The sequence below is a fragment of the Geodermatophilus sabuli genome (assembly GCF_900215145.1).
Taxonomy (GTDB): Bacteria; Actinomycetota; Actinomycetes; order Mycobacteriales; family Geodermatophilaceae; genus Geodermatophilus; species Geodermatophilus sabuli.
Map to the genome: position 1 here is coordinate 35,956 of NZ_OBDO01000001.1, position 18,940 is coordinate 54,895.

Below are 18,940 nucleotides of genomic sequence, written 5' to 3' on the forward strand. Positions count from 1 at the left end.
GCATCACACCGCGGCGGTCTGGCCACCCATCTGCTGCTGCCCGGGGTTGGCGTGCGCCTTGACCACCACGAGGACGTCGTCGGGCTGCAGGGTGCCGATCAGCGGGTCGTCGAACCGCAGCGTCCGCCCGCCCCGGGTCACCGACAGCACGACGTCGCGCAGCTGCCGCGGGCCGAGCCCGACCTCACCCGCGGTGGTCCGGCGCTGCTGGAGGTCCAGCCCCTGGCCACCGGTGACGAGGTCCTCGACGACCGCGACCACCCGCGGGGCGTCGGTGGACAGCCCGAGCAGCCGGCCGGAGGTGGCCGAGGTGGTGATGACCGTGTCCGCGCCGGACTGCCGCAGCAGGTTGGCGTTCTCCTCCTCGCGCACCGACGTGGTGATGGGGACGCTCGGGTTGAGCTGGCGGACGGTGAGGGTGATGAGCACCGAGGCGTCGTCCCGGTTGGCGGCCACGATGACCGCGCGCGCCCGTTCCACCGAGGCTCGGCGCAGCACCTCGGTGCGGCCGGCGTCGCCGACGATGCCGGTGAGGCCCACGGAGTTGGCCTCGTCGATGGCCCGCGGCTCGGGGTCGACGACGACGATCTGTTCCAGCGGCGTGCCGTTGGCCTGCAACGAGCGGATCGCGCTGCGGCCCTTGGTGCCGTAACCACACACGATGACGTGCTGGCGCACGCGGGACCTCCAGCGACGGATGCGGAACTCCTCCCGCGAGCGCGCGGTGAGCGCCTCGAGGGTGGTTCCGATGAGGACGATCAGGAACATGATGCGCAGCGGCGTGATGACCAGGATGTTCACCAACCGCGCCTCGGGGGTGACCGGGGTGATGTCGCCGTAACCGGTCGTGGAGAGTGTGACGGTGGCGTAGTACGTCGCGTCGAGCAGGGAGATCGGGCCGCCCTTGCTGTCGTCGTACCCGTCCCGGTCGATCCAGACGATCAGCACCACCACGACCAGGACGACGGCGGCGATGAGGACCCGCCGCCACACCTGCCGCACCGGGGAGTGCTCGACGTGGGCGATCCGTACCCCGGTGTGCTCGGTCTCGAGGGACCCGCCTCCGTTCTCCACCACGCGGACGATAGTGAGGCCCGGCCGCTGTGGCTCGTGCGCCGCACCCGTCGGGGTGAGCCCGCGCGCCGCTCAGCCGCCGGTGCCGGCCGCCCGTTCCCGCGCCGCGAGTTCCCGCTTGAGCACCTTGCCCGCGGCCGACACCGGGATCGCGTCGATGAACACGACGTCCCGCAACCGCTTGTAGGGCGTCACCCGGTCGTTGACCGCGGCCATCACCGACTCCGCGGTCAGCGCGGCCCCGGCGTCGTCGGCCCGGCGGACCACGTAGGCCACCGGCAGCTCCCCGGCATCCTCGTCCGGCCGGCCGACGACGGCCGCCCCGGCCACCCCGGGGAGGCCGAACAGGATCTCCTCCAGCTCGCGCGGGAAGACGTTGTAGCCCTTGTAGAGCAGCATGTCCTTGGTCCGGTCGACGATCGACAGGTACCCGTCGCCGTCCAGGACGCCGACGTCGCCGGTGTGGAACCAGCCGGCGGCGTCGATCGCCTCGGCGGTGGCCTCGGGCCTGCGCGCGTAGCCGCGCATCACCTGCGGCCCGCGGATGCAGACCTCGCCGCGCTCGCCCGGCGGTAGCGGGTCACCCCCGCCCAGCGGCCGGATGGTGACCTCGGTGTCGAACACCGGCACCCCGACCGTGCCCGGCTTGCGGGTGCCGGAGCGGAACGACGGGTTGCCGGTGGCCTGCATGGTGACCTCGGTGAGGCCGTAGCCCTCGCCGATGACCGCATCGGGCAGCAGGGCCTGCAGCCGCTCGATCAGCGGTGTCGGCAGCGGGGCCGCCCCGCTGGACACGCCGCGCACCGACGACAGGTCGGCGTCGGCGATGCCGGGCACCTGCAGCAGCGCGACGAACACCGGGGGCGCGCCGCCGATGCTGGTGACGCGGTACCGGACGGCGTCCTCGACGTAGCGCACGGGGTCGAAGCGCATGTGGACGACCGTCGTCGTCCCGGCCATGACCAGGCCGTTGAGGTAGCCGATGGCGCCCATCGCGTGGAACCACGGGGTGAGGTTGATCATCCGCGCCTCGCCCAGGCGGGTCGGGGACTCGTCTGGGCCCAGCACCTGGCGCAGCGTGACGTCGCCGGCCGCGTCGAGCTCCGGCAGCGACCCCGACGACCAGCAGGCCGACTGCAGCACGTTGGTGACCACGTTGCGGTGCACCAGCTCCACGCCCTTGCTCACCCCGGTGGTCCCGCCGGTGTAGGCCAGGTGCGCGAGGTCCGTGGCGGGGTCGACCCCGGCGTCGTGGTGCCGGTCGGTGGGGTCGGCGGCGAGCAGGTCGGCAAGGTCGACGTCGCCGTCCGCGAGGCCGTCGAGCCGAGCGGCGAGGTCGAGGGTGTGCGCCTCCCCGGTGACGACGACGGTCTCCACCGGCGTGCCGGCCAGCGCCGGGCGGGCGAACGGCAGCACCTGGTCCCAGGTGACCAGGACCCGGGCGCCGGCGTCGGTCAGCTGGGCGGCGAGGTCGGCGGCCGGGAGCAGCGGGTTGGTGGGGGAGAACGTCGCCCCGGCCATCAGGACCCCGTAGTAGACCGCCGGGTACTGCCGGCAGTTCGGGATGTGCACGGCGACGACGTCACCGCGGCCCACGCCGGCCTCGGCCAGCCAGTTCGCCACCGCGGAGGCGCGCGCCCCGAGCTCGGTGAACGTCAGTGGGACGTCGTGGTCGACGAACGCCTCCCGCTCACCCCAGCGGCGCACCGCCGCGCGCAGGATCGACCCGACCGGCACCTGCGGGTACTCCAGCGAGCGCGGCAGGCCCGGCGGCCAGCTGTTCGCGTCGGGGGTCGGCGGGGCCTGCGTGGCGGTCATGCGGGACCTTCCTGTCCGGGAGCTCCCAGCGTGGCGTACGTCACAACCGGTGTCGAGAGCCCACGGTGGGTGAGGATGGCGGCATGAGCGACCAGCGCGCGGCCCTCGTGCTCGGCGGCGGCGGGATCACCGGCATCGCGTGGGAGATCGGCGTGCTCGCCGGACTCGCGGAGGCCGGGGTCGACCTGACCGGCGCCGACCTCGTCGTCGGCACCTCCGCCGGGTCGGTGGTCGGCGCGCAGGTCACCGGCGGCGCGGACCTGGAGACCCTGTTCGCCCGCCAGCTCGAGCCGCCCACCGGGGAGAAGGCCGCCCGCATGACCCGCGCCGGGCTGGCCCGGTACGCCTGGGCCCTCGTGCGCAGCCGCGGGAAGGACGTCGAGTTCCGCCGGCGGGTCGGGGCGCTGGCGCTGGCCGCCGAGCAGGCCGGACTCACGCCGCCGGAGCAGGAGCGGCTGGACGTCATCGGCAGCCGGCTGGTCGGCACCGAGTGGCCCGACCGCGCGCTCACCGTCACCGCGGTCGACGCGCACACCGGCGAGTTCCGCACCTTCGACCGCGACTCCGGCGTCCCGCTGCTGCACGCCGTGGCGGCCAGCTGCGCGGTGCCCGGCGTCTACCCGCCGGTGACGATCGACGGGCGCCGCTACGTCGACGGCGGCATGCGGTCGGCGGCCAACGCCGACCTCGCCGAGGGGTACGACCGGGTCGTCGTCCTCGCGCCCGTCCCGCGCGGGGTGGGGCCGCTGGCCAGCGTCGACGCCCAGGTGACCGGGATGGTGGCCCGCGTCGCCGTCGTCGCGCCCGACCAGGCCAGCCGCACCGCGATCGGCCGCAACGTGCTCGACCCCGCAGCCCGCGCGGGGTCCGCCCGCGCCGGTCGGGCCCAGGCCGGAGGCGTCGCCGAGCAGGTCGCCGAGGCCTGGCAGGGCTGAGCGCGGCCCCGGCCCGGAGCCGACCCCGTGCAGCTCAGACCGCGGGGTCGGCGACCAGCGCGCCGGCCGAGTGCTCCTCCCGCAGCCGGGTCTTGAGCACCTTGCCGCTGGGGTTGCGGGGCAGGGCGGCGACGAGTGAGTACTCGCGCGGGTTCTTGTAGTGCGCCAGCCGCTCCCGGCACCAGGCGGTCAGCTCCTGCGGGGTGGGCGGGTCGGCGGGGTCCCGCGGGGCGACGACGGCCAGCGGCGCCTCGCCGTAGCGGGTGTCCGGGACGCCGATCAGCGCCACCTCGCCGACCTTGGGGTGCGCGGCCAGCACGTCCTCCACCTCCGCGCAGTACACGTTCTCCCCGCCGGTGATGATCATGTCCTTCTTGCGGTCGACGACGTAGAGGTAGCCGTCCTCGTCCTCGCGGACCAGGTCGCCGGAGTGGAACCACCCGCCGGTGAAGGCGATCGCCGTCTCGTCCGGCTTGTCCCAGTACTCCTTCATCACCATCGGGCCGCGGTAGACGATCTCGCCCACCTCGCCGCGGGGGACGTCGTCCATCGCGTCGTCCACGATGCGTACCTCGACGTTGACCATCGGGGTGCCGATCGACCCGATCTTCCGGATGGCGTCCTCGCCGCGCAGGAAGCAGGTGACCGGGCTGCACTCGGTCTGCCCGAACGCGGTCACGACCTCGGCCTGCGGGAAGGTGTCGATCATGGTGCGCAGCAGCGTGGTCGACGCCGGGGCCGCGCCCCAGGAGATGCGGCGCAGGCTGGACAGGTCGCGGTCGGCGATGCCCGGGACCGCGCACACCGCCGCCCACATCGACGGCACCAGGAAGATGCTGGTCACCCGCTCGCATTCCATGAGATCGAGGGTCGCCACCGGGTCGAAGCCGCCGGAGCGGGTGATGACGTGGCAGCCGCCCATCAGCAGCATCGGCAGCCCGCCGGCCAGCCCGGCGATGTGGAACATCGGCGCGCCCGGCACCCCCACCCGGTCGGACGGGCCGCCGCCGAGGTGCGCGGTCTGGCTGAAGGCGTGCAACAGCAGGTTGCGGTGGGTCAGCACCGCGCCCTTGGACCGCCCGGTCGTACCCGAGGTGTACATGATGAAGGCGGCGGCCTCCTCGTCGACATCGAGGTCCAGCGGCGTGCCGGCGGCCGCGGCCAGCGCCGTTTCGTAGTCCCCGCCGATGGTCAGCACGGTGCGCACCGCGGGCGCCTGCTCGCGGGCCTTGGCCGCCAGCGGCGCCAGCGTGGCGTCCACGACCAGCGCGGTGGCGCCGCTGTCGGTGAGCACGTAGGCCACCTCGTCGGCGACCAGCCGGAAGTTGACCGGGACGACGACCGCGCCCAGCCGCACGCCGGCCAGGTAGGCCTCCCACACCTCCATCCCGTTCAGCGCCAGGACCGCGACCCGGTCGCCGACGCCGACGCCGCGGTCGGCCAGGGCCCGGGCCAGCCGGGTGACCCGCTCGTCGAGCTCGGCGTAGCTGCGGCCGGCGCCGTCGAAGCGCAGCGCCGTGGCTCCCGGCGTCCTCCGCGCCCAGCGCGCCAGCTGGTCGGCCATCGTCATGCCGCGGCCGAGGAGCCGGGGGATCTCGACACTCACGGAGGTCTCCTGACGCGCGCCGGGTGTGACGCGCGTCATGCTGGCCGGGGAGCCGGGAGCGGTCAACCCTGACTGCCGGGTGCCGGGGAACCGCCGTCCCACCCCCGCGTCGCCGCCCTCGCGCCGGGCGGTGCGGACGGCGACGGCGCGGTCGGGCCGGTGCTCAGGCGAGCAGCATCCGGGCCGCGAGCCGCTTCCACAGCGCGAGGTGCGGGTCGGTGGCCGGCGGCCGGTCCTCGAAGGCGTAGACGATCGCGACCCCGCGCATGCTGGTGAACAGCAGCTCGCACAGCTCGGCGTAGAGCTCGGCGGCGGCGATCTCCGGGCCCCAGATCCCGTCGGCGACGGCCCGGATCGATGCCCGCAGCCGCCGCTCGCCGTCCCGCAGCGCCGCCCGCAGCGCCGGGTCGGTGCGCGCCGCCGTCCACAGCTCGACCGCGGCCCAGAACGGCGGCTCGTGGAACGTCGCCCACATGAGGTCGATCGCGCGGTCCACCCGCTCGCGGCCGGCCGGCTGGTCGGCCATGAGCGCCGCGGCGCGCTGCCGGACGTCGGCCAGCACGGTGCCCGACAGGTGCTCGGCGGCGGCCACCAGCAGCTCGGCGCGGGACGGGAAGTGGTGCAGCAGCCGCCCGCGCGACACCCCCGCCCGGGCCTGGACGGCGAGCGTGGAGGCGCCGGCGTAGCCGTCCTCGACCAGGCAGGCGACCGCCGCGTCGAGGATCAGCGCCCGGCTGTCGGCGGTCCGCGCGGAGCGGGACCGGGGCCCGGCGGGCGCGGCGGGGTCGGCGGTCACCGCGCGAGCGTAGGTCCGCCCGAGGGAGCCGAACAGTCACCGTTGACCGTTCCGGGGGACCGCTGTCACGCTGCCGCCGACGCGACCACCGCAGAGAGGCGCCGCCCGTGGACTTCGACGACACCCCCGACGAGGCGGCCTACCGGGCCGCGGTCCGGACGCTGCTCGAGGAGCACGCGGCCGAGCTGCTGCACGTCGCCCCGGGCGGCGAGGCGGTCGACGCCCGCACGCACGAGGCGGGCCTGCGGCGCACGCAGCGGGTGCTCGCCGAGGCCGGCCTGGTCGGCATCACCTGGCCACGCGAGCACGGGGGGCAGGGCGGCACGCTGGTGCAGCAGGCGATCGTGACGCAGGAGCTGGCCCGCGCGGGGGTGCCGACGCTGATCAACCACATCGGCCTGGGCATGTGCGGGCCGACGGTCATCGCCCACGGCAGCGACGACCAGAAGCGCCGGTACCTCGCCCGGCTGCTGCGTGCCGACGACGTCTGGTGCCAGCTGTTCAGCGAGCCGGCGTCCGGCTCGGACCTGGCGGCCCTGCGCACCACCGCCGTCCGGGACGGCGACGAGTGGGTGGTCAACGGCCAGAAGGTCTGGACGACGCTCGCGCACGTCGCCGACCTCGGCATCCTGCTGACCCGCACCGACCCCGACCGTCCCAAGCACGCCGGGCTGACGATGTTCGTCGTCGACATGCACGCCCCCGGGGTGACGGTCCGGCCGCTGCGGCAGATGGTCGGCTCCGCCGGGTTCAACGAGGTGTTCTTCGACGAGGTCCGCATCCCCGACGAGGAGCGGCTCGGCGAGCCCGGCGAGGGGTGGCGGGTCGCCATCACCACGCTGATGAACGAGCGGGTGACCATCGGGGGCGCCGGCAGCGACCTCGGCGTCCCGGTGGAGCGGCTGGCCGCCCTGGCCCGGGAGCGGCTGCCGCACCTGGACGCCGAGCGCCAGGTGCTCGCCCGGCAGGCGGTGGGCCGCGCGGTGGTCGCCTCGCTGGCCGCCCGCTACACCGGGTACCGGCGGTTCACCGTGCTCAGCCAGGGCGGCCTGCCCGGGCCGGAGGCGAGCGCCGGCAAGCTGGCCGGCACCGCCGCGGCCAAGCTGGTGGCCGACGCCGGCGTCCGGCTGCTGGGCGACGACGCCGTCTACGCCGCGACCGCCGACGGCGACGCCACCTGGCAGCGCAGCCAGGGGTACCTGCCCGGGCTGGCGATCGCCGGCGGCACCGACCAGGTGCTGCGCAACATCCTCGGCGAGCGCGTGCTGGGGTTGCCGCCGGAACCGCGCAGCGACAAGGACGCGCCCTTCGCGGGAGGTCGGCGGTGAACTTCGACCTCGGCCCCGACCAGCGCGACGCCGCCGCCGGTGCGCGCGACTTCTTCCGCGGCTCGGCGTCGCCGGCCGCCGCCCGCGCCGCGCTCGAGGGCGGCCCGGTGGAGCCCGGGCACGAGGCGCTGGCGGCCATCGGGTTCCTGGGCATCACGGTGCCCGAGTCCGCGGGCGGCGCGGGGGCCGGCCTGCTCGACCTCGCCGTCGTCGCCGAGCAGGGCGGCGCGGTGCTCGCCGGGCCGTCGCTGGTGACCGCGGCGCGGGCGGCGGTGCTGCTGGGCGAGCACCCCGACCTGGCGGCGCGGCTGGCCGACGGGTCGGCGCGGTTCGCCGTCGTCGACGGCCCGGTCACCGGCTCGGCCCCGTCGATCGACGCCGCCGGCGCGACGCTCTTCCTGGGCCTGGACGGCGGCGCCCTCGTCGTCGGTGAGGGCGAGGCGACGGCCGGCCCGCCGATGGACGCGACCCGCGGGCTGGCCTCGGTCCGGCTGACCTCCCGGCGCGTGTTGGCCGAGGACGCCGGTGAGCTGTGGGCCCGCGCCCGCCAGGTCGCCGCCGTCGTGCTGGCCGCCGAGGACCTCGGTGCCGCCGACCGCGCGGTGCAGCTGGCGGTCGGGTACGCGCAGCAGCGGGAGGCGTTCGGCCGTCGCATCGGCTCCTACCAGGCGGTCAAGCACCTGCTCGTCGACGCCTGGGTCGGGGTGGACCAGCTGCGCTCGCTGGTGTGGTGGGCGGCGTGGGCCGCCGACGCGGCCGCCGCCGAGCTGCCGCTGGCGGCGTCGGCCGCGAAGGCGTCCGCCGCCGAGGTGCTCGAGCGGGCCGCCGAGACCTGCATCCAGGTGCACGGTGGCATCGGGTTCACCTGGGAGCACGACGCCCACCTGTACTGGCGGCGGGCCAAGGTGGACCGGCTGCTGCTCGGCGACGCCGCCGAGCACCTGGACGCCGTCGCCCGCCTCGCGGTCGCCGGCGCGCTCGGGTGACCCCCACCCAGCTCCGGTACGAGGTGGCCGACGGCGTCGCCACGATCACCCTCGACCGGCCCGACCGGATGAACGCGTTCACCACCGTGATGGCGGCCGAGCTGGCCGCCGCCGCCGCGGCCGCCGACGCGGACGACGCCGTCCGGGTGGTCGTCGTCACCGGTGCCGGGCGGGCCTTCTGCGCCGGCGCCGACCTCGGCGGCGGGGAGGGCACCTTCGCCGACCGGTCCGCGGTCGACGCGCTGCCCCGTGGCACGGTGGACGGCGTCCCGCGGGACTGGGGCGGCATCGCGTCGCTGCCGTTCGCGGCGCTGCGCAAGCCGGTCATCGCCGCGGTCAACGGCCCGGCCGTGGGCATCGGCGCCACGATGACCCTGCCCATGGACGTCCGGATCGCGGGGGAGTCCGCCCGCTTCGGGTTCGTCTTCGCCCGCCGCGGGATCGTGCCGGAGGCGGCGTCGACCTGGTTCCTCCCGCGGGTGGTCGGCATCAGCCAGGCGATGGAGTGGGTCGCCACCGGCCGGGTGTTCGACGCCGCCGAGGCGCTGCGCGGGCGGCTGGTCTCCCGCGTGGTGCCCGATGCCGACCTGCTGCCCACCGCGCTGGAGCTGGCGCGCGAGATCGCCGACAACACCTCCGGGGTGGCGGTCGCGGCGGCCCGGCAGATGCTGTGGTCGATGCTCGGCGCGGCCTCGCCGTGGGACGCGCACCGCGCCGAGTCCCGCGCGCTGGTCGAGCTCGGCGCCGGGCCGGACGCCGCGGAGGGGGTGGCCTCGTTCCTGGGGAAGCGGCCGCCGCGCTTCACCGCCCCGCTGGGGGACGGCGCGGTCGCCGGCGTCACCCGCTGGCCGCAGCCGCCGCCGGACCTCGTGCCCTGACCGGAGAGCGGGCCGTTTGGCCGCACCGGTCGTCCGGGCAGGAGCGCGGGTGTGGACACCGAGATCACCCTGCGGGTCGACGGGGCGGCGCACCCGCTGACCGTCGACACCCGCACGACGCTGCTGGACGCCCTCCGCGAACGGCTGCGCAACACCAGCCCGAAGAAGGGGTGCGACCACGGCCAGTGCGGCGCCTGCACCGTGCTGCTCGACGGCCGCCGGGTGAACAGCTGCCTCGTCCTGGCCGTCACGGTCGGCGACGCGGAGGTCACGACCTCCGACGGCCTCGCTGCCGGCGGGCAGCCGCACCCGCTGCACCGCTCCTTCGTCGAGCGTGACGCCTTCCAGTGCGGCTACTGCACCCCCGGGCAGGTGTGCTCGGCCGCGGGCGTCATCGAGGAGGCCCGGGCCGGGTGGCCCAGCGCGGTCACCGCCGACCTCACCGCGGCCGACGCCGAGCTCACCGACGCCGAGATCCGCGAGCGGATGAGCGGCAACCTCTGCCGCTGTGCCGCCTACGCGAACATCGTCCCGGCGGTGGCCGACGTGGCGCAGGCGAGCGGGGTGCGCCGGTGAGGGAGTTCCGCTACGCGGCCGCGACCGACCCCGCCGCCGCGGTCGCCCTGCTCGCCGGCGAACCCTCGGGGGCCTTCCTCGGCGGGGGCACCAACCTCGTCGACCTCATGAAGCTCGGCGTCGCCACGCCCGACGTGCTCGTCGACGTCCGCACGCTCACCTCCCGCGAGGTGACCGACGCGGCCGACGGCGGTCTGCGGATCGGCGCGGGCGTCCCCAACGCCGACCTGGCCGCCGACCGGCGGGTGCGGGAGCGCTACCCGGTGCTGGCCCAGGCGCTGCTGGCCGCCGCCTCCGGGCAGCTGCGCAACCGCGCCACCACCGCGGGCAACCTGCTGCAGCGCACCCGCTGCGGCTACTTCACCGACGTCACCAGGCCGTGCAACAAGCGCAGTCCCGGCAGCGGCTGCGGCGCGCTGCGCGGCCTGCACCGCAACCACGCCGTCCTCGGGCAGACCCTCGACGGCCCCGGCACCTGCGTGGCCACCCAGCCGTCGGACATGGCGGTGGCGATGGTCGCGCTGGACGCCGTGGTGCAGGTGCTCGGCCCGGACGGCGCGCGCAGCATCCCGATCGGCGAGCTGCACCGGCTGCCCGGGGACGACGCCTCCCGCGACACCACGCTGCGGCACGGCGAGCTCGTCACCGCCGTCGACCTGCCGCCCATGGACATGCCGAGCCGCTACCGCAAGGTGCGCGACCGCGCCTCGTTCGCCTTCGCGCTGGTCAGCGTGGCCGCGGCACTGCGGGTCGAGGACGGCGTGGTCGCCGACGTGCGGCTGGCCCTCGGCGGGGTCGCGCACAAGCCGTGGCGGGCGGCCGTCGCGGAGGGGGCGCTGCGCGGGCGGCCGGCCACGGAGGAGTCGTTCGCCGCGGCCGCCGACGCCGAGCTCGCCGCGGCCACCCCGCTGCCCGGCAACGGCTACAAGGTGCCGCTGGCCCGCAACGTCGTCGTCCGCACGCTCCTCGAGCTGACCGGAGGCCTCGCATGACCACCGTCGACCGCGTCGTCGGCGCCGGCATCGACCGCATCGACGGCCCCGCGAAGGTGCGCGGCACCGCGCCCTACGCCTACGAGCACGACCCGGGCGAGCCGATCGCCCACGTCGCGCTCGTGCAGAGCACCGTCAACCGCGGCCGGATCACCCAGCTGGACCCCACCCGCGCCGAGGCGATGGCCGGCGTGCTCGCCGTCCTCACCCCGGCCAACGCGCCGCGGCTGTCCGGCGACCTCGCCTCCGACCTGCCCGTGCTGCAATCCCTCGACGTGCACTACCAGGGGCAGGTGGTCGCGGTCGTCGTGGCCGAGACCTCGGAGGTCGCGAAGGCCGCCGTCGGGGAGGTGTCCGTCGAGTACGCCGCCGAGCCGCCGGACGTGCGGCTGGCCGTGGACCGGCCCGACCTGTACGCGCCGGAGAAGATCATGGCCGGCTACGAGACCGACTCGGTGATCGGCGACGTCGACGGCGCGCTGGCCGCCGCGGCCGTCACCGTCGACGCCACCTACGAGACGCCGACCCAGCACAACAACCCCATCGAGATGCACACCTCGATGGCCCGCTGGGACGGTGACCAGCTGACGATGTGGGACGCCAACCAGGGCCCGCACAACATCGTCAACGACCTGGTCGCCGGCTTCGCCCTCGACGGCGGGCACCAGGTGCGGATCATCTCGCCCTACGTCGGCGGGGCGTTCGGGTCCAAGGCGTTCACCCACCCCAACCAGATGGTGGCCGCGATGGCCGCGCGGGTGGTCGGGCGCACCGTCGTCCTGGAGCTGACCCGGCAGCAGATGTTCAGCCTGGTCGGGCACCGGACGCCGACCATCCAGCGGGTCCGGCTGGGCGCCGACCCCGAGGGCCGGCTGTCCGCGATCAGCCACGAGGTCGTCGAGCACACCTCGCGGGTCAACGAGTTCGCCGAGCAGACCGCCACCCCCACGCGGGTCCTGTACGCGGCCCCGAACCGGCGGACGACGCACCGGCTGGCCCGGCTCGACGTCCCGCCGCCGACGATCATGCGGGCGCCGGGGGAGACCCCGGGCATGTTCGCCCTGGAGTCGGCGATGGACGAGCTGGCGCACGAGCTCGGCATCGACCCGGTCGAGCTGCGCATCCGCAACGAGCCGACCGAGGACCCCGAGCGGCACATCCCGTGGTCCTCGCGGTCGCTGGTGCAGTGCCTGCGCACCGGCGCCGAGCGGTTCGGCTGGGCCGGGCGCGACCTGCGGCCGGGCGTGCGGACCGACGGCCGCTGGTTGGTGGGCACCGGCGTCGCCGCGGCCACCTACCCGGCCCGGCGGCGCAAGGCCGACTGCCGCATCTCCGTCGCAGGCACACCGGCGGGTCCCGCCCGGTACGTCGTCGAGATCGACGGGTCCGACATCGGCACCGGCGCGTGGACCGCGCTGACCCAGATCGCCGCCGACGCGCTCGGGGTGGGCATGGGCGACGTCGAGCTGCGGATCGGCGACAGCCGGTTGCCCTTCGCCGGCGGCGCCGGCGGCTCCACCGGGCTGGCCTCGTGGGGATCGGCGATCGTGCTCACCGCGCGGGAGCTGCGCCGCCGGCTGGAGGACGAGTACGGCGGCCAGGTGCCGCCCGACGGGGTCACCGTGGACGGCGGCGTCCCCGGGCCCTCGCCGCACGCGCAGGAGCGGTCGATGCACTCCTTCGGCGCGCACTTCGTGGAGGTGCGGGTCGACGCGGACACCGGCGAGGTGCGGGTGCCGCGGGCGACGAGCGTGTACGCGGCCGGGACGATCGTGAACGCGAAGACCGCCCGGTCGCAGTTCCTCGGCGGCTTCTGCATGGGCCTGTCGATGGCGCTGCACGAGGAGTCGGTGCAGGACGAGGTGCACGGCCACTACGCCAACCACGACCTCGCCGAGTACCACGTGGCCACCAACGCCGACATCGGCGAGATCGACATCGCCTGGCTCGACGAGGACGACCCGTACGTCAACGAGCTCGGGCTGAAGGGGATCGGCGAGATCGGCATCACCGGCGCCGCGGCCGCCGTCGCCAACGGCTACTGGCACGCCACCTGCAAGCGCATCCGCGACCTGCCCATCACCCCCGACAAGTACTTCCGCTGAGCCGCTGATGGAGTGGTTCCGCCGGGGTCACGCCGACGGAACCACCCCATCGGCGCTCCGGGAGACTGACCTGCGTGCTGCCACCACCCGGGACGCCGGGCACCGACCTCCCGGTCCGCGCGGTGCTGCCGGCCCTGGACGCCGCGCTGACCGGCACCGGCAGCGCGGTGCTGGTCGCCCCGCCGGGTACCGGGAAGACGACCCTCGTCCCGCTGGCCCTGGCCGGGGCGCTCCCGGGCCGGGTGCTGGTGGCCGAGCCGCGCCGGGTCGCCACCCGCGCCGCCGCCCACCGGATGGCCGCGCTGGTCGGCGAGCCGGTGGGCCGGTCGGTCGGCTACAGCGTGCGCGGGGACAGCCGGCGCAGCGAGGACACCCGCGTCGAGGTGGTCACCACCGGACTGCTGGTGCGCCGGCTGCAGGCCGACCCCGAGCTGGCCGGGGTGGCCGCCGTCGTCCTCGACGAGTGCCACGAGCGGCACCTGGACACCGACCTGGCGCTCGCCTTCACCCTCGACGCGCGGGCCGCGCTGCGCCCGGAGCTGCGGTTGCTGGCGATGTCGGCGACCGCGCAGGCCGGCCGGCTGGCGGTCCTGCTGGGCGGGGCGGACCCGGCGCCCGTGGTGGAGGCGACCGGCACGCTGCACGACGTCGAGGCGGTGTGGTGCCCGCCGGAGCCCGCGCTGCCGCCCCCGCACGGCGGCCGGGTCGACCCGCGGCTGCTCGACGCCGTCGCCGCGACCACCCGCCGCGCCCTGGCCGGGACCGCGGGCGACGTCCTCGTCTTCCTGCCCGGCGCCGCCGAGATCGCCGGCGTCACCGGCCGGCTGCGCGGGGTCGATGCCGACGTCCGGCCGCTGCACGGACGGCTGCCCGCCGCCGACCAGGACGCCGCGCTGACCCCCGGCCCGCGGCGGCGGGTGGTGCTGAGCACCGACGTCGCCGAGAGCAGCCTGACCGTGCCCGGGGTGCGGACCGTCGTCGACGCGGGGCTGGCCCGGGTGCCGCGGTTCGACGTGTCCCGCGGGCTCGGCGCGCTGGCGACGGTGCGGGTGTCGCGCTCCTCCGCGGTCCAGCGGGCGGGGCGGGCCGGACGCGAGGGGCCGGGCCGGGTGTACCGGCTGTGGTCGGAGGCCGAGCACGCCCGCCTGCCGGCCGCGCCGGAGCCGGAGATCGCCGTCGCCGACCTCACCGGCCTGGCCCTCGAGCTGGCCTGCTGGGGTGCGCCCGAGGGCACCGGCCTCGCGCTGCCCGACCCGGCCCCGGCCGCCGCGTTCGCCGTCGCCCGGGCGGCCCTGCACGACCTCGGCGCGGTGGACGACGCCGGCCGGGTGACCGCCCGCGGCCGGTCGCTCACCGCCGTCGGCGCCCACCCCCGCCTGGCGCGCGCGCTGCTGGACGGCGCCCCACGGGTCGGTTCGCGCCGTGCGGCCGAGGTGGTGGCGCTGCTCTCGGCGGACCTCCCCGCCGGCTCCGACGACCTGGTCGCCGAGTGGCGGGCGCTGCGCGCGGGCCGCGGCGGGGCGGCGGCCCGCTGGCGGGAGGAGGTGGCCCGGCTGGCCCGCGCCGTCCCGCCGGCGCCGGATCCCGGCGTGCCCGGCGACGTCGCCGCCGGTCTGGTCGTGGGTCTCGCCCATCCCGACTGGCTGGCCCGCCGGCGCCCCGGCACCGAACGCACCTACCTGCTGGCGGCCGGCACCGGCGCGGAGCTGACCCCGGGCACCGCGCTGGCCGGGGCGCCCTGGCTGGCGGTGGCCGCCGCGGACCGGCAGCCGGGCCGGCGCGACGCCCGGGTGCGGGCGGCGGTGGCCGTCGACGAGGCCACCGCCCGGGAGGTCGGGAGCGTCCGCGACGGGCCCGAGGTGACCTGGCGGGACGGCGACGTGGCCGCGGCCCGCGTCGAGCGCCTCGGCGCGATCGTGCTCACCGAGCGCCCGCTGCCCGATCCGGATCCGGCCGCGGTCGCCGCCGCGGTCGCCGAGGGCCTGCGCCGCGAGGGGCTCGCGCTGCTGCGCTGGACCCCGGCCGCCCGGGCGTTGCGCGAGCGGCTGGCCGCGGCACACGCCGGTCTCGGGGAGCCCTGGCCGGCGGTGGACGACGACGCGCTGGGCACCGCGCTCGCCGCGACCCCGGCCGTCTCCGCCGCCCGCGGCCGCGCCGACCTGACCCGGATCGACGTGGTCGCGGCGCTGCGGGCGCTGGTGCCGTGGCAGCTGGCCGGCCGGCTCGACGAGCTGGTGCCCGAGCGGGTGGAGGTGCCGACCGGCTCGCGGGTGCGGGTGGACTACACCGACCCCGCGGTGCCCACGCTGTCGGTGCGGGTGCAGGAGGTGTTCGGGTGGGCGGCGGCGCCGGTGGTGGCCGGGCGGCCGCTGCGGCTGCAGCTGCTCTCCCCGGCGCACCGGGTGGTGGCCACGACCGCGGACCTGGCCGGCTTCTGGGTCACCGGCTACCCCGGCGTCCGCGCCGAGCTGCGCGGCCGGTACCCGCGGCACCCCTGGCCGGAGGACCCGGCGACCGCTCCGCCCACCCGCCGCGCCGCACCCCGCAGGTAGCGGAGGCTGGGAGTGCAGGAAACCTGCACTCCCAGCCTCCGCTCACCCCGCGATCGCAGCCACCGGTGAGGCGCGGACGGCGCGGCGGGCGGGCAGCACCGAGGCGAGCAGCCCGGCGACGGTGGCGACGACGACGATCGCCGCCACCCGCAGCCACGGGACCACCAGCACGATGTCGGCCACCTGCCCCAGCACCGACGCCGAGCCGACCAGCCCGTAGGCGGTGCCCAGCAGCACGCCCAGGACCGCGGCGACCCCCGCCACGAGCGCCGCCTCCCACGCCAGCAGCCCGCGCAGCTGCCGCCGGGTGAGCCCCATCGCCCGCAGCAGCCCGTTCTCCTGGCGCCGCTCGACCACCGACAGCGCCAGCGTGTTGCCCACACCGATCAGCGCGATGACCACGGCGATCGACAGCAGCCCGGTGACGACCAGCAGCAGGGTGTCGAGCACCTGCTCGAGCTGTGCCCGGACGGTGAGGATGCCCCCGACGTAGACGTCGGAGCTCGCCGACCCCACCGTGTCGGTGACCGCGTCGACCGCCGCGGTTCGTGCCGCGTCGTCGACGTCGGCCAGCCGCAGCCACAGCGCGCCGACGCCGGCATCGGGCGCGACCGTGGCCAGGTCGGCGGCCGTCATGAGCAGCGGCGTCTCGCCGACCACCTGGGCGAGGAAGGACCCCGTCCGGTCACCCGCGGCCAGCTGCACGCGGTCGCCGTCGGTGACCGACCAGCTCTCCGCGAGCCACTCGGGCAGCAGCACCTCGCCCGGGTCGGGCAGCGCCAGGTCGTCGGTCGACCGGAGCGCCGGCAGCGCGGTCGCGCGGTCCACCCCGGTGGCCTCCCACTGCTCGCCGTCCGGGCCGGTGACCTCGGCGGCGGTGAGGGCGGTGCCGGCGGTGACGAGCTCGAGCGCCCGCAGGTCGGTCAGCAGCCCGTCCGGCAGCGACGAGGACAGTCCCTCGACGACGACGTCGGCCGGGAACTCCGCCTCCAGCCCGGCGGTCGCCGAGGCCTTGGTGGACGCCGCACCGACGACCATCGCGGTGGTGAGGGTGACGCCGATGAGCAGGGCGGTCGCGGTCGCCGCCGTCCGCCGGGGGTCGCGGGTGGCGTTGCCGGCGGCCAGGCGGGCCGGCACGCCGCCGGACCACGCGGCCAGCCGGCCGGCCGCCGCGACCACCGGGGGGACGGCGCGCTGCGCGAGCAGCACGACGCCGAGGAAGCTCAGCACCCCACCGGGGAGGGCGACCAGCACCGAGGCCATGACGACCCCGAGCGCCATCAGGGCGATGCCCGGCAGCAGCAGGACCAGCCCGAGCGCCAGCCGCAGGACGCCCGGCCGCGAGCGCAGCGGCGCCTGGTCCGCGGGCCGCAGCGCGGCCAGCGGGGCCACGCGGGTGGCGGCCCGTGCCGGGGCGAGCGCGGCCAGCAGGGTGGTGAGCGTGCCGACGGCCAGCCCGATGACCACGGCGTACCAGGGCACCGAGATCCCGGCGAGCGGGATGGGGGAGTCGAGGTCTCCGACCATGGCCGACACCGCGGCGGCCAGGCCGACGCCGGCCACGGCACCGATCGTCGAGGCGGCCAGTCCGGTGACCAGGGCCTCGCCGAGCACGCTGCGCCGCACCTGGCGGGCGGTGGCGCCCACGCAGCGCAGCAGCGCCAGCTCACGGGTGCGCTGGGCCAGCAGCACGGCGAAGGTGTTGGCGATGACCAGCCCGGCCACGAGGACCGCGACGGTGCCGAACACCAGCAGCACGGCGGCCAGCGCCGAGGCGTTGCCCATCATCGCGGCGGCGGCCGCGACCGCCTGCTGGTCGCCGGTGCGCACGGTGACCGCGGAGTCCTGCAGTGCCGTGGCGACGTCGGCGCGGACCTGCTCGTCGGAGACGCCTGGCGCCGCGGCGAGCCGCAGCTCGACGGGGTCGGTCGCGCCCCAGGCCAGGGCCTGCTCCGGCACGACGAAGCCGCGTCCGTGGAGCCCGGCCTCCGGGTCCCCGCGCAGGTCGACGATGCCGGTGACGGTGACCTGCGAGGTGGCCTCCTGCCCGTCGGCGGCGGAGGCGGTGACGGTGAGGACGTCGCCCACGTCGGCGCGGGCGCGGTCGCTGACGGCGACCTCCCCCGGGGCGTCGGGCAGCGACCCGGCGGACAGCTGCTGCCAGCGCAGGCCCGGGTCGGCGGCGACGGCGCCGATGAGCAGGTACTGCGACCCGGTGCGGTCGGGCACGGTGGCCTGCACCGAGGTCTCCCAGGTGGGGGCGACCGCGCGTATCGAGGGCAGCGCCGCCACGGTGTCGACGGCGCCGTCCAGCGGGGTGCCGTCGTCGGAGGTGACGACGGCGGCGGTGTCGACGTACTGGGCGCCGACCGCAGCGAGCACGGTGCTGCGGGCGGTCTGGTTGAGCACGAGCGTGGCGACGACGAAGCCGACCGCGATGACCACGGCCAGCGTCGAGGCGACCAGCCGCGCGGCGTGCGTGCGGAGCTGGGCGAGGACGACCGATCGCACCTCAGGCCCCCAGTCCGCGCAGCGCGGCGACGACGGAGTCGGCGGTGGGTCGCTGGATCTCGCCGGCCAGCCGGCCGTCGGCGAGCAGCACCACGCGGTCGGCGTAGGCGGCGGCGATCGGGTCGTGGGTCACCATGACGACGGTCTGGCCGGTCTCCCGGACGCTGCTGCGCAGCAGGTCGAGCACCTCGGCGCCGGCGCGGGAGTCGAGGTTGCCGGTCGGCTCGTCGGCGAAGACAACGTCGGGGCGGGGGAGGAGCGCCCGGGCGACGGCGACCCGCTGCTGCTGGCCGCCGGAGAGCTCGTGCGGGCGGTGCCGCAGCCGCTCGCGCAGCCCGAGGCGGGCGATGACCGCGTCGAACCAGGCGGGGTCGGGACGCCGGCCGGCCAGTTGCAGCGGCAGCACGATGTTCTCCCGGGCGTCGAGGACCGGCAGCAGGTTGAACGCCTGGAAGACGAAGCCGATCCGGTCGCGGCGCAGCCGGGTGAGCTGGTCGTCGCGCAGGCTGGTCAGCTCGGTGTCGCCGAGCCACACCGAGCCGCCGGAGGCCGCGTCCAGCCCGGCCAGGCAGTGCATGAGCGTCGACTTGCCCGACCCGGACGGGCCCATGATCGCGGTGAAGGCGCCCCGGTCGAAGTCGACGTCCACCCCGGCGAGGGCGTGCACGGCCGTCTCCCCGCTGCCGTGGGTCTTCGTCAGGCCGCGGGCCCGCACGGCGGCGGCCGAGGCCGGCGGCGCGCCGGGGACGGTCATGACAGGGACGGGAGCGGACACGGGGCTAC

At 76.5% G+C, this 18,940-nt stretch carries 14 protein-coding genes; 8 read left to right on the forward strand and 6 right to left on the reverse strand.

All coding sequences use genetic code 11. The features are described 5' to 3' along the window. Nucleotides 1-3: 3 nt before the first annotated feature. Complete coding sequence (locus CRP39_RS00200; RefSeq protein ID WP_245853443.1) at nt 4-1,077, reverse strand: potassium channel family protein; 1,074 nt, start codon at nt 1,075-1,077, stop codon at nt 4-6. Between the two features lie 69 nt (nt 1,078-1,146). After that, nucleotides 1,147-2,892 carry a class I adenylate-forming enzyme family protein gene (locus tag CRP39_RS00205; protein WP_097203378.1) on the reverse strand — a complete coding sequence of 582 codons (1,746 nt, stop codon included), beginning with the start codon at nt 2,890-2,892 and terminating at the stop codon, nt 1,147-1,149. Between the two features lie 83 nt (nt 2,893-2,975). On the opposite strand from CRP39_RS00205, the gene CRP39_RS00210 reads away from it, so the two are divergent. Further along, complete coding sequence (locus CRP39_RS00210; RefSeq protein ID WP_097203379.1) at nt 2,976-3,827, forward strand: patatin-like phospholipase family protein; 852 nt, start codon at nt 2,976-2,978, stop codon at nt 3,825-3,827. A 34-nt stretch (nt 3,828-3,861) separates the two neighbouring features. Here CRP39_RS00210 and CRP39_RS00215 read toward each other — a convergent pair whose 3' ends face one another. Both CRP39_RS00215 and CRP39_RS00220 read right to left on the reverse strand, forming a co-directional pair. Next, nucleotides 3,862-5,433 carry a long-chain-fatty-acid--CoA ligase gene (locus tag CRP39_RS00215; protein WP_216359554.1) on the reverse strand — a complete coding sequence of 524 codons (1,572 nt, stop codon included), beginning with the start codon at nt 5,431-5,433 and terminating at the stop codon, nt 3,862-3,864. Between the two features lie 163 nt (nt 5,434-5,596). Further along, on the reverse strand, nt 5,597-6,229 hold the full coding sequence (locus CRP39_RS00220; protein ID WP_097203383.1) for a TetR/AcrR family transcriptional regulator: 633 nt from the start codon (nt 6,227-6,229) through the stop codon (nt 5,597-5,599). Nucleotides 6,230-6,336: 107 nt separating this feature from the next. Between CRP39_RS00220 and CRP39_RS00225 the strand changes: the two genes are divergently transcribed. The 7 genes from CRP39_RS00225 (at nt 6,337) to hrpB (ending at nt 15,646) form a co-directional block, all read left to right on the forward strand. After that, nucleotides 6,337-7,557, forward strand: coding sequence for an acyl-CoA dehydrogenase family protein (locus CRP39_RS00225; protein WP_097203384.1), 1,221 nt, complete (start codon nt 6,337-6,339; stop codon nt 7,555-7,557). Beyond that, nucleotides 7,554-8,543, forward strand: a complete 990-nt coding sequence (locus CRP39_RS00230) for an acyl-CoA dehydrogenase family protein (RefSeq protein WP_097203386.1) — start codon at nt 7,554-7,556, stop codon at nt 8,541-8,543. Before CRP39_RS00225 ends, CRP39_RS00230 begins: the two co-directional genes overlap by 4 nt. Beyond that, entirely contained in the window at nt 8,540-9,421 is an 882-nt protein-coding gene (locus CRP39_RS00235; protein ID WP_097203388.1) for an enoyl-CoA hydratase-related protein, read from the forward strand. The genes CRP39_RS00230 and CRP39_RS00235 overlap by 4 nt, the downstream gene beginning before the upstream one ends. A gap of 51 nt (nt 9,422-9,472) precedes the next feature. Further along, nucleotides 9,473-9,997 carry a 2Fe-2S iron-sulfur cluster-binding protein gene (locus tag CRP39_RS00240; RefSeq protein ID WP_097203389.1) on the forward strand — a complete coding sequence of 175 codons (525 nt, stop codon included), beginning with the start codon at nt 9,473-9,475 and terminating at the stop codon, nt 9,995-9,997. After that, nucleotides 9,994-10,989 (forward strand): FAD binding domain-containing protein, encoded by a 996-nt coding sequence (locus CRP39_RS00245; protein WP_097203391.1) that lies wholly within the window; start codon nt 9,994-9,996, stop codon nt 10,987-10,989. Before CRP39_RS00240 ends, CRP39_RS00245 begins: the two co-directional genes overlap by 4 nt. Further along, nucleotides 10,986-13,094 carry a xanthine dehydrogenase family protein molybdopterin-binding subunit gene (locus tag CRP39_RS00250; protein ID WP_097203392.1) on the forward strand — a complete coding sequence of 703 codons (2,109 nt, stop codon included), beginning with the start codon at nt 10,986-10,988 and terminating at the stop codon, nt 13,092-13,094. Before CRP39_RS00245 ends, CRP39_RS00250 begins: the two co-directional genes overlap by 4 nt. 74 nt (nt 13,095-13,168) lie before the next feature. Beyond that, on the forward strand, nt 13,169-15,646 hold the full coding sequence (hrpB, locus tag CRP39_RS00255) for an ATP-dependent helicase HrpB (RefSeq protein WP_097203394.1): 2,478 nt from the start codon (nt 13,169-13,171) through the stop codon (nt 15,644-15,646). Nucleotides 15,647-15,688: 42 nt separating this feature from the next. Here hrpB and CRP39_RS00260 read toward each other — a convergent pair whose 3' ends face one another. Next, a complete protein-coding gene (locus CRP39_RS00260; protein WP_097203396.1) occupies nt 15,689-18,157 on the reverse strand; it encodes an FtsX-like permease family protein in 2,469 nt (822 codons plus the stop codon). A gap of 1 nt (nt 18,158) precedes the next feature. After that, nucleotides 18,159-18,911, reverse strand: a complete 753-nt coding sequence (locus tag CRP39_RS00265; protein WP_097203397.1) for an ABC transporter ATP-binding protein — start codon at nt 18,909-18,911, stop codon at nt 18,159-18,161. Between the last annotated feature and the right edge of the window lie 29 nt (nt 18,912-18,940).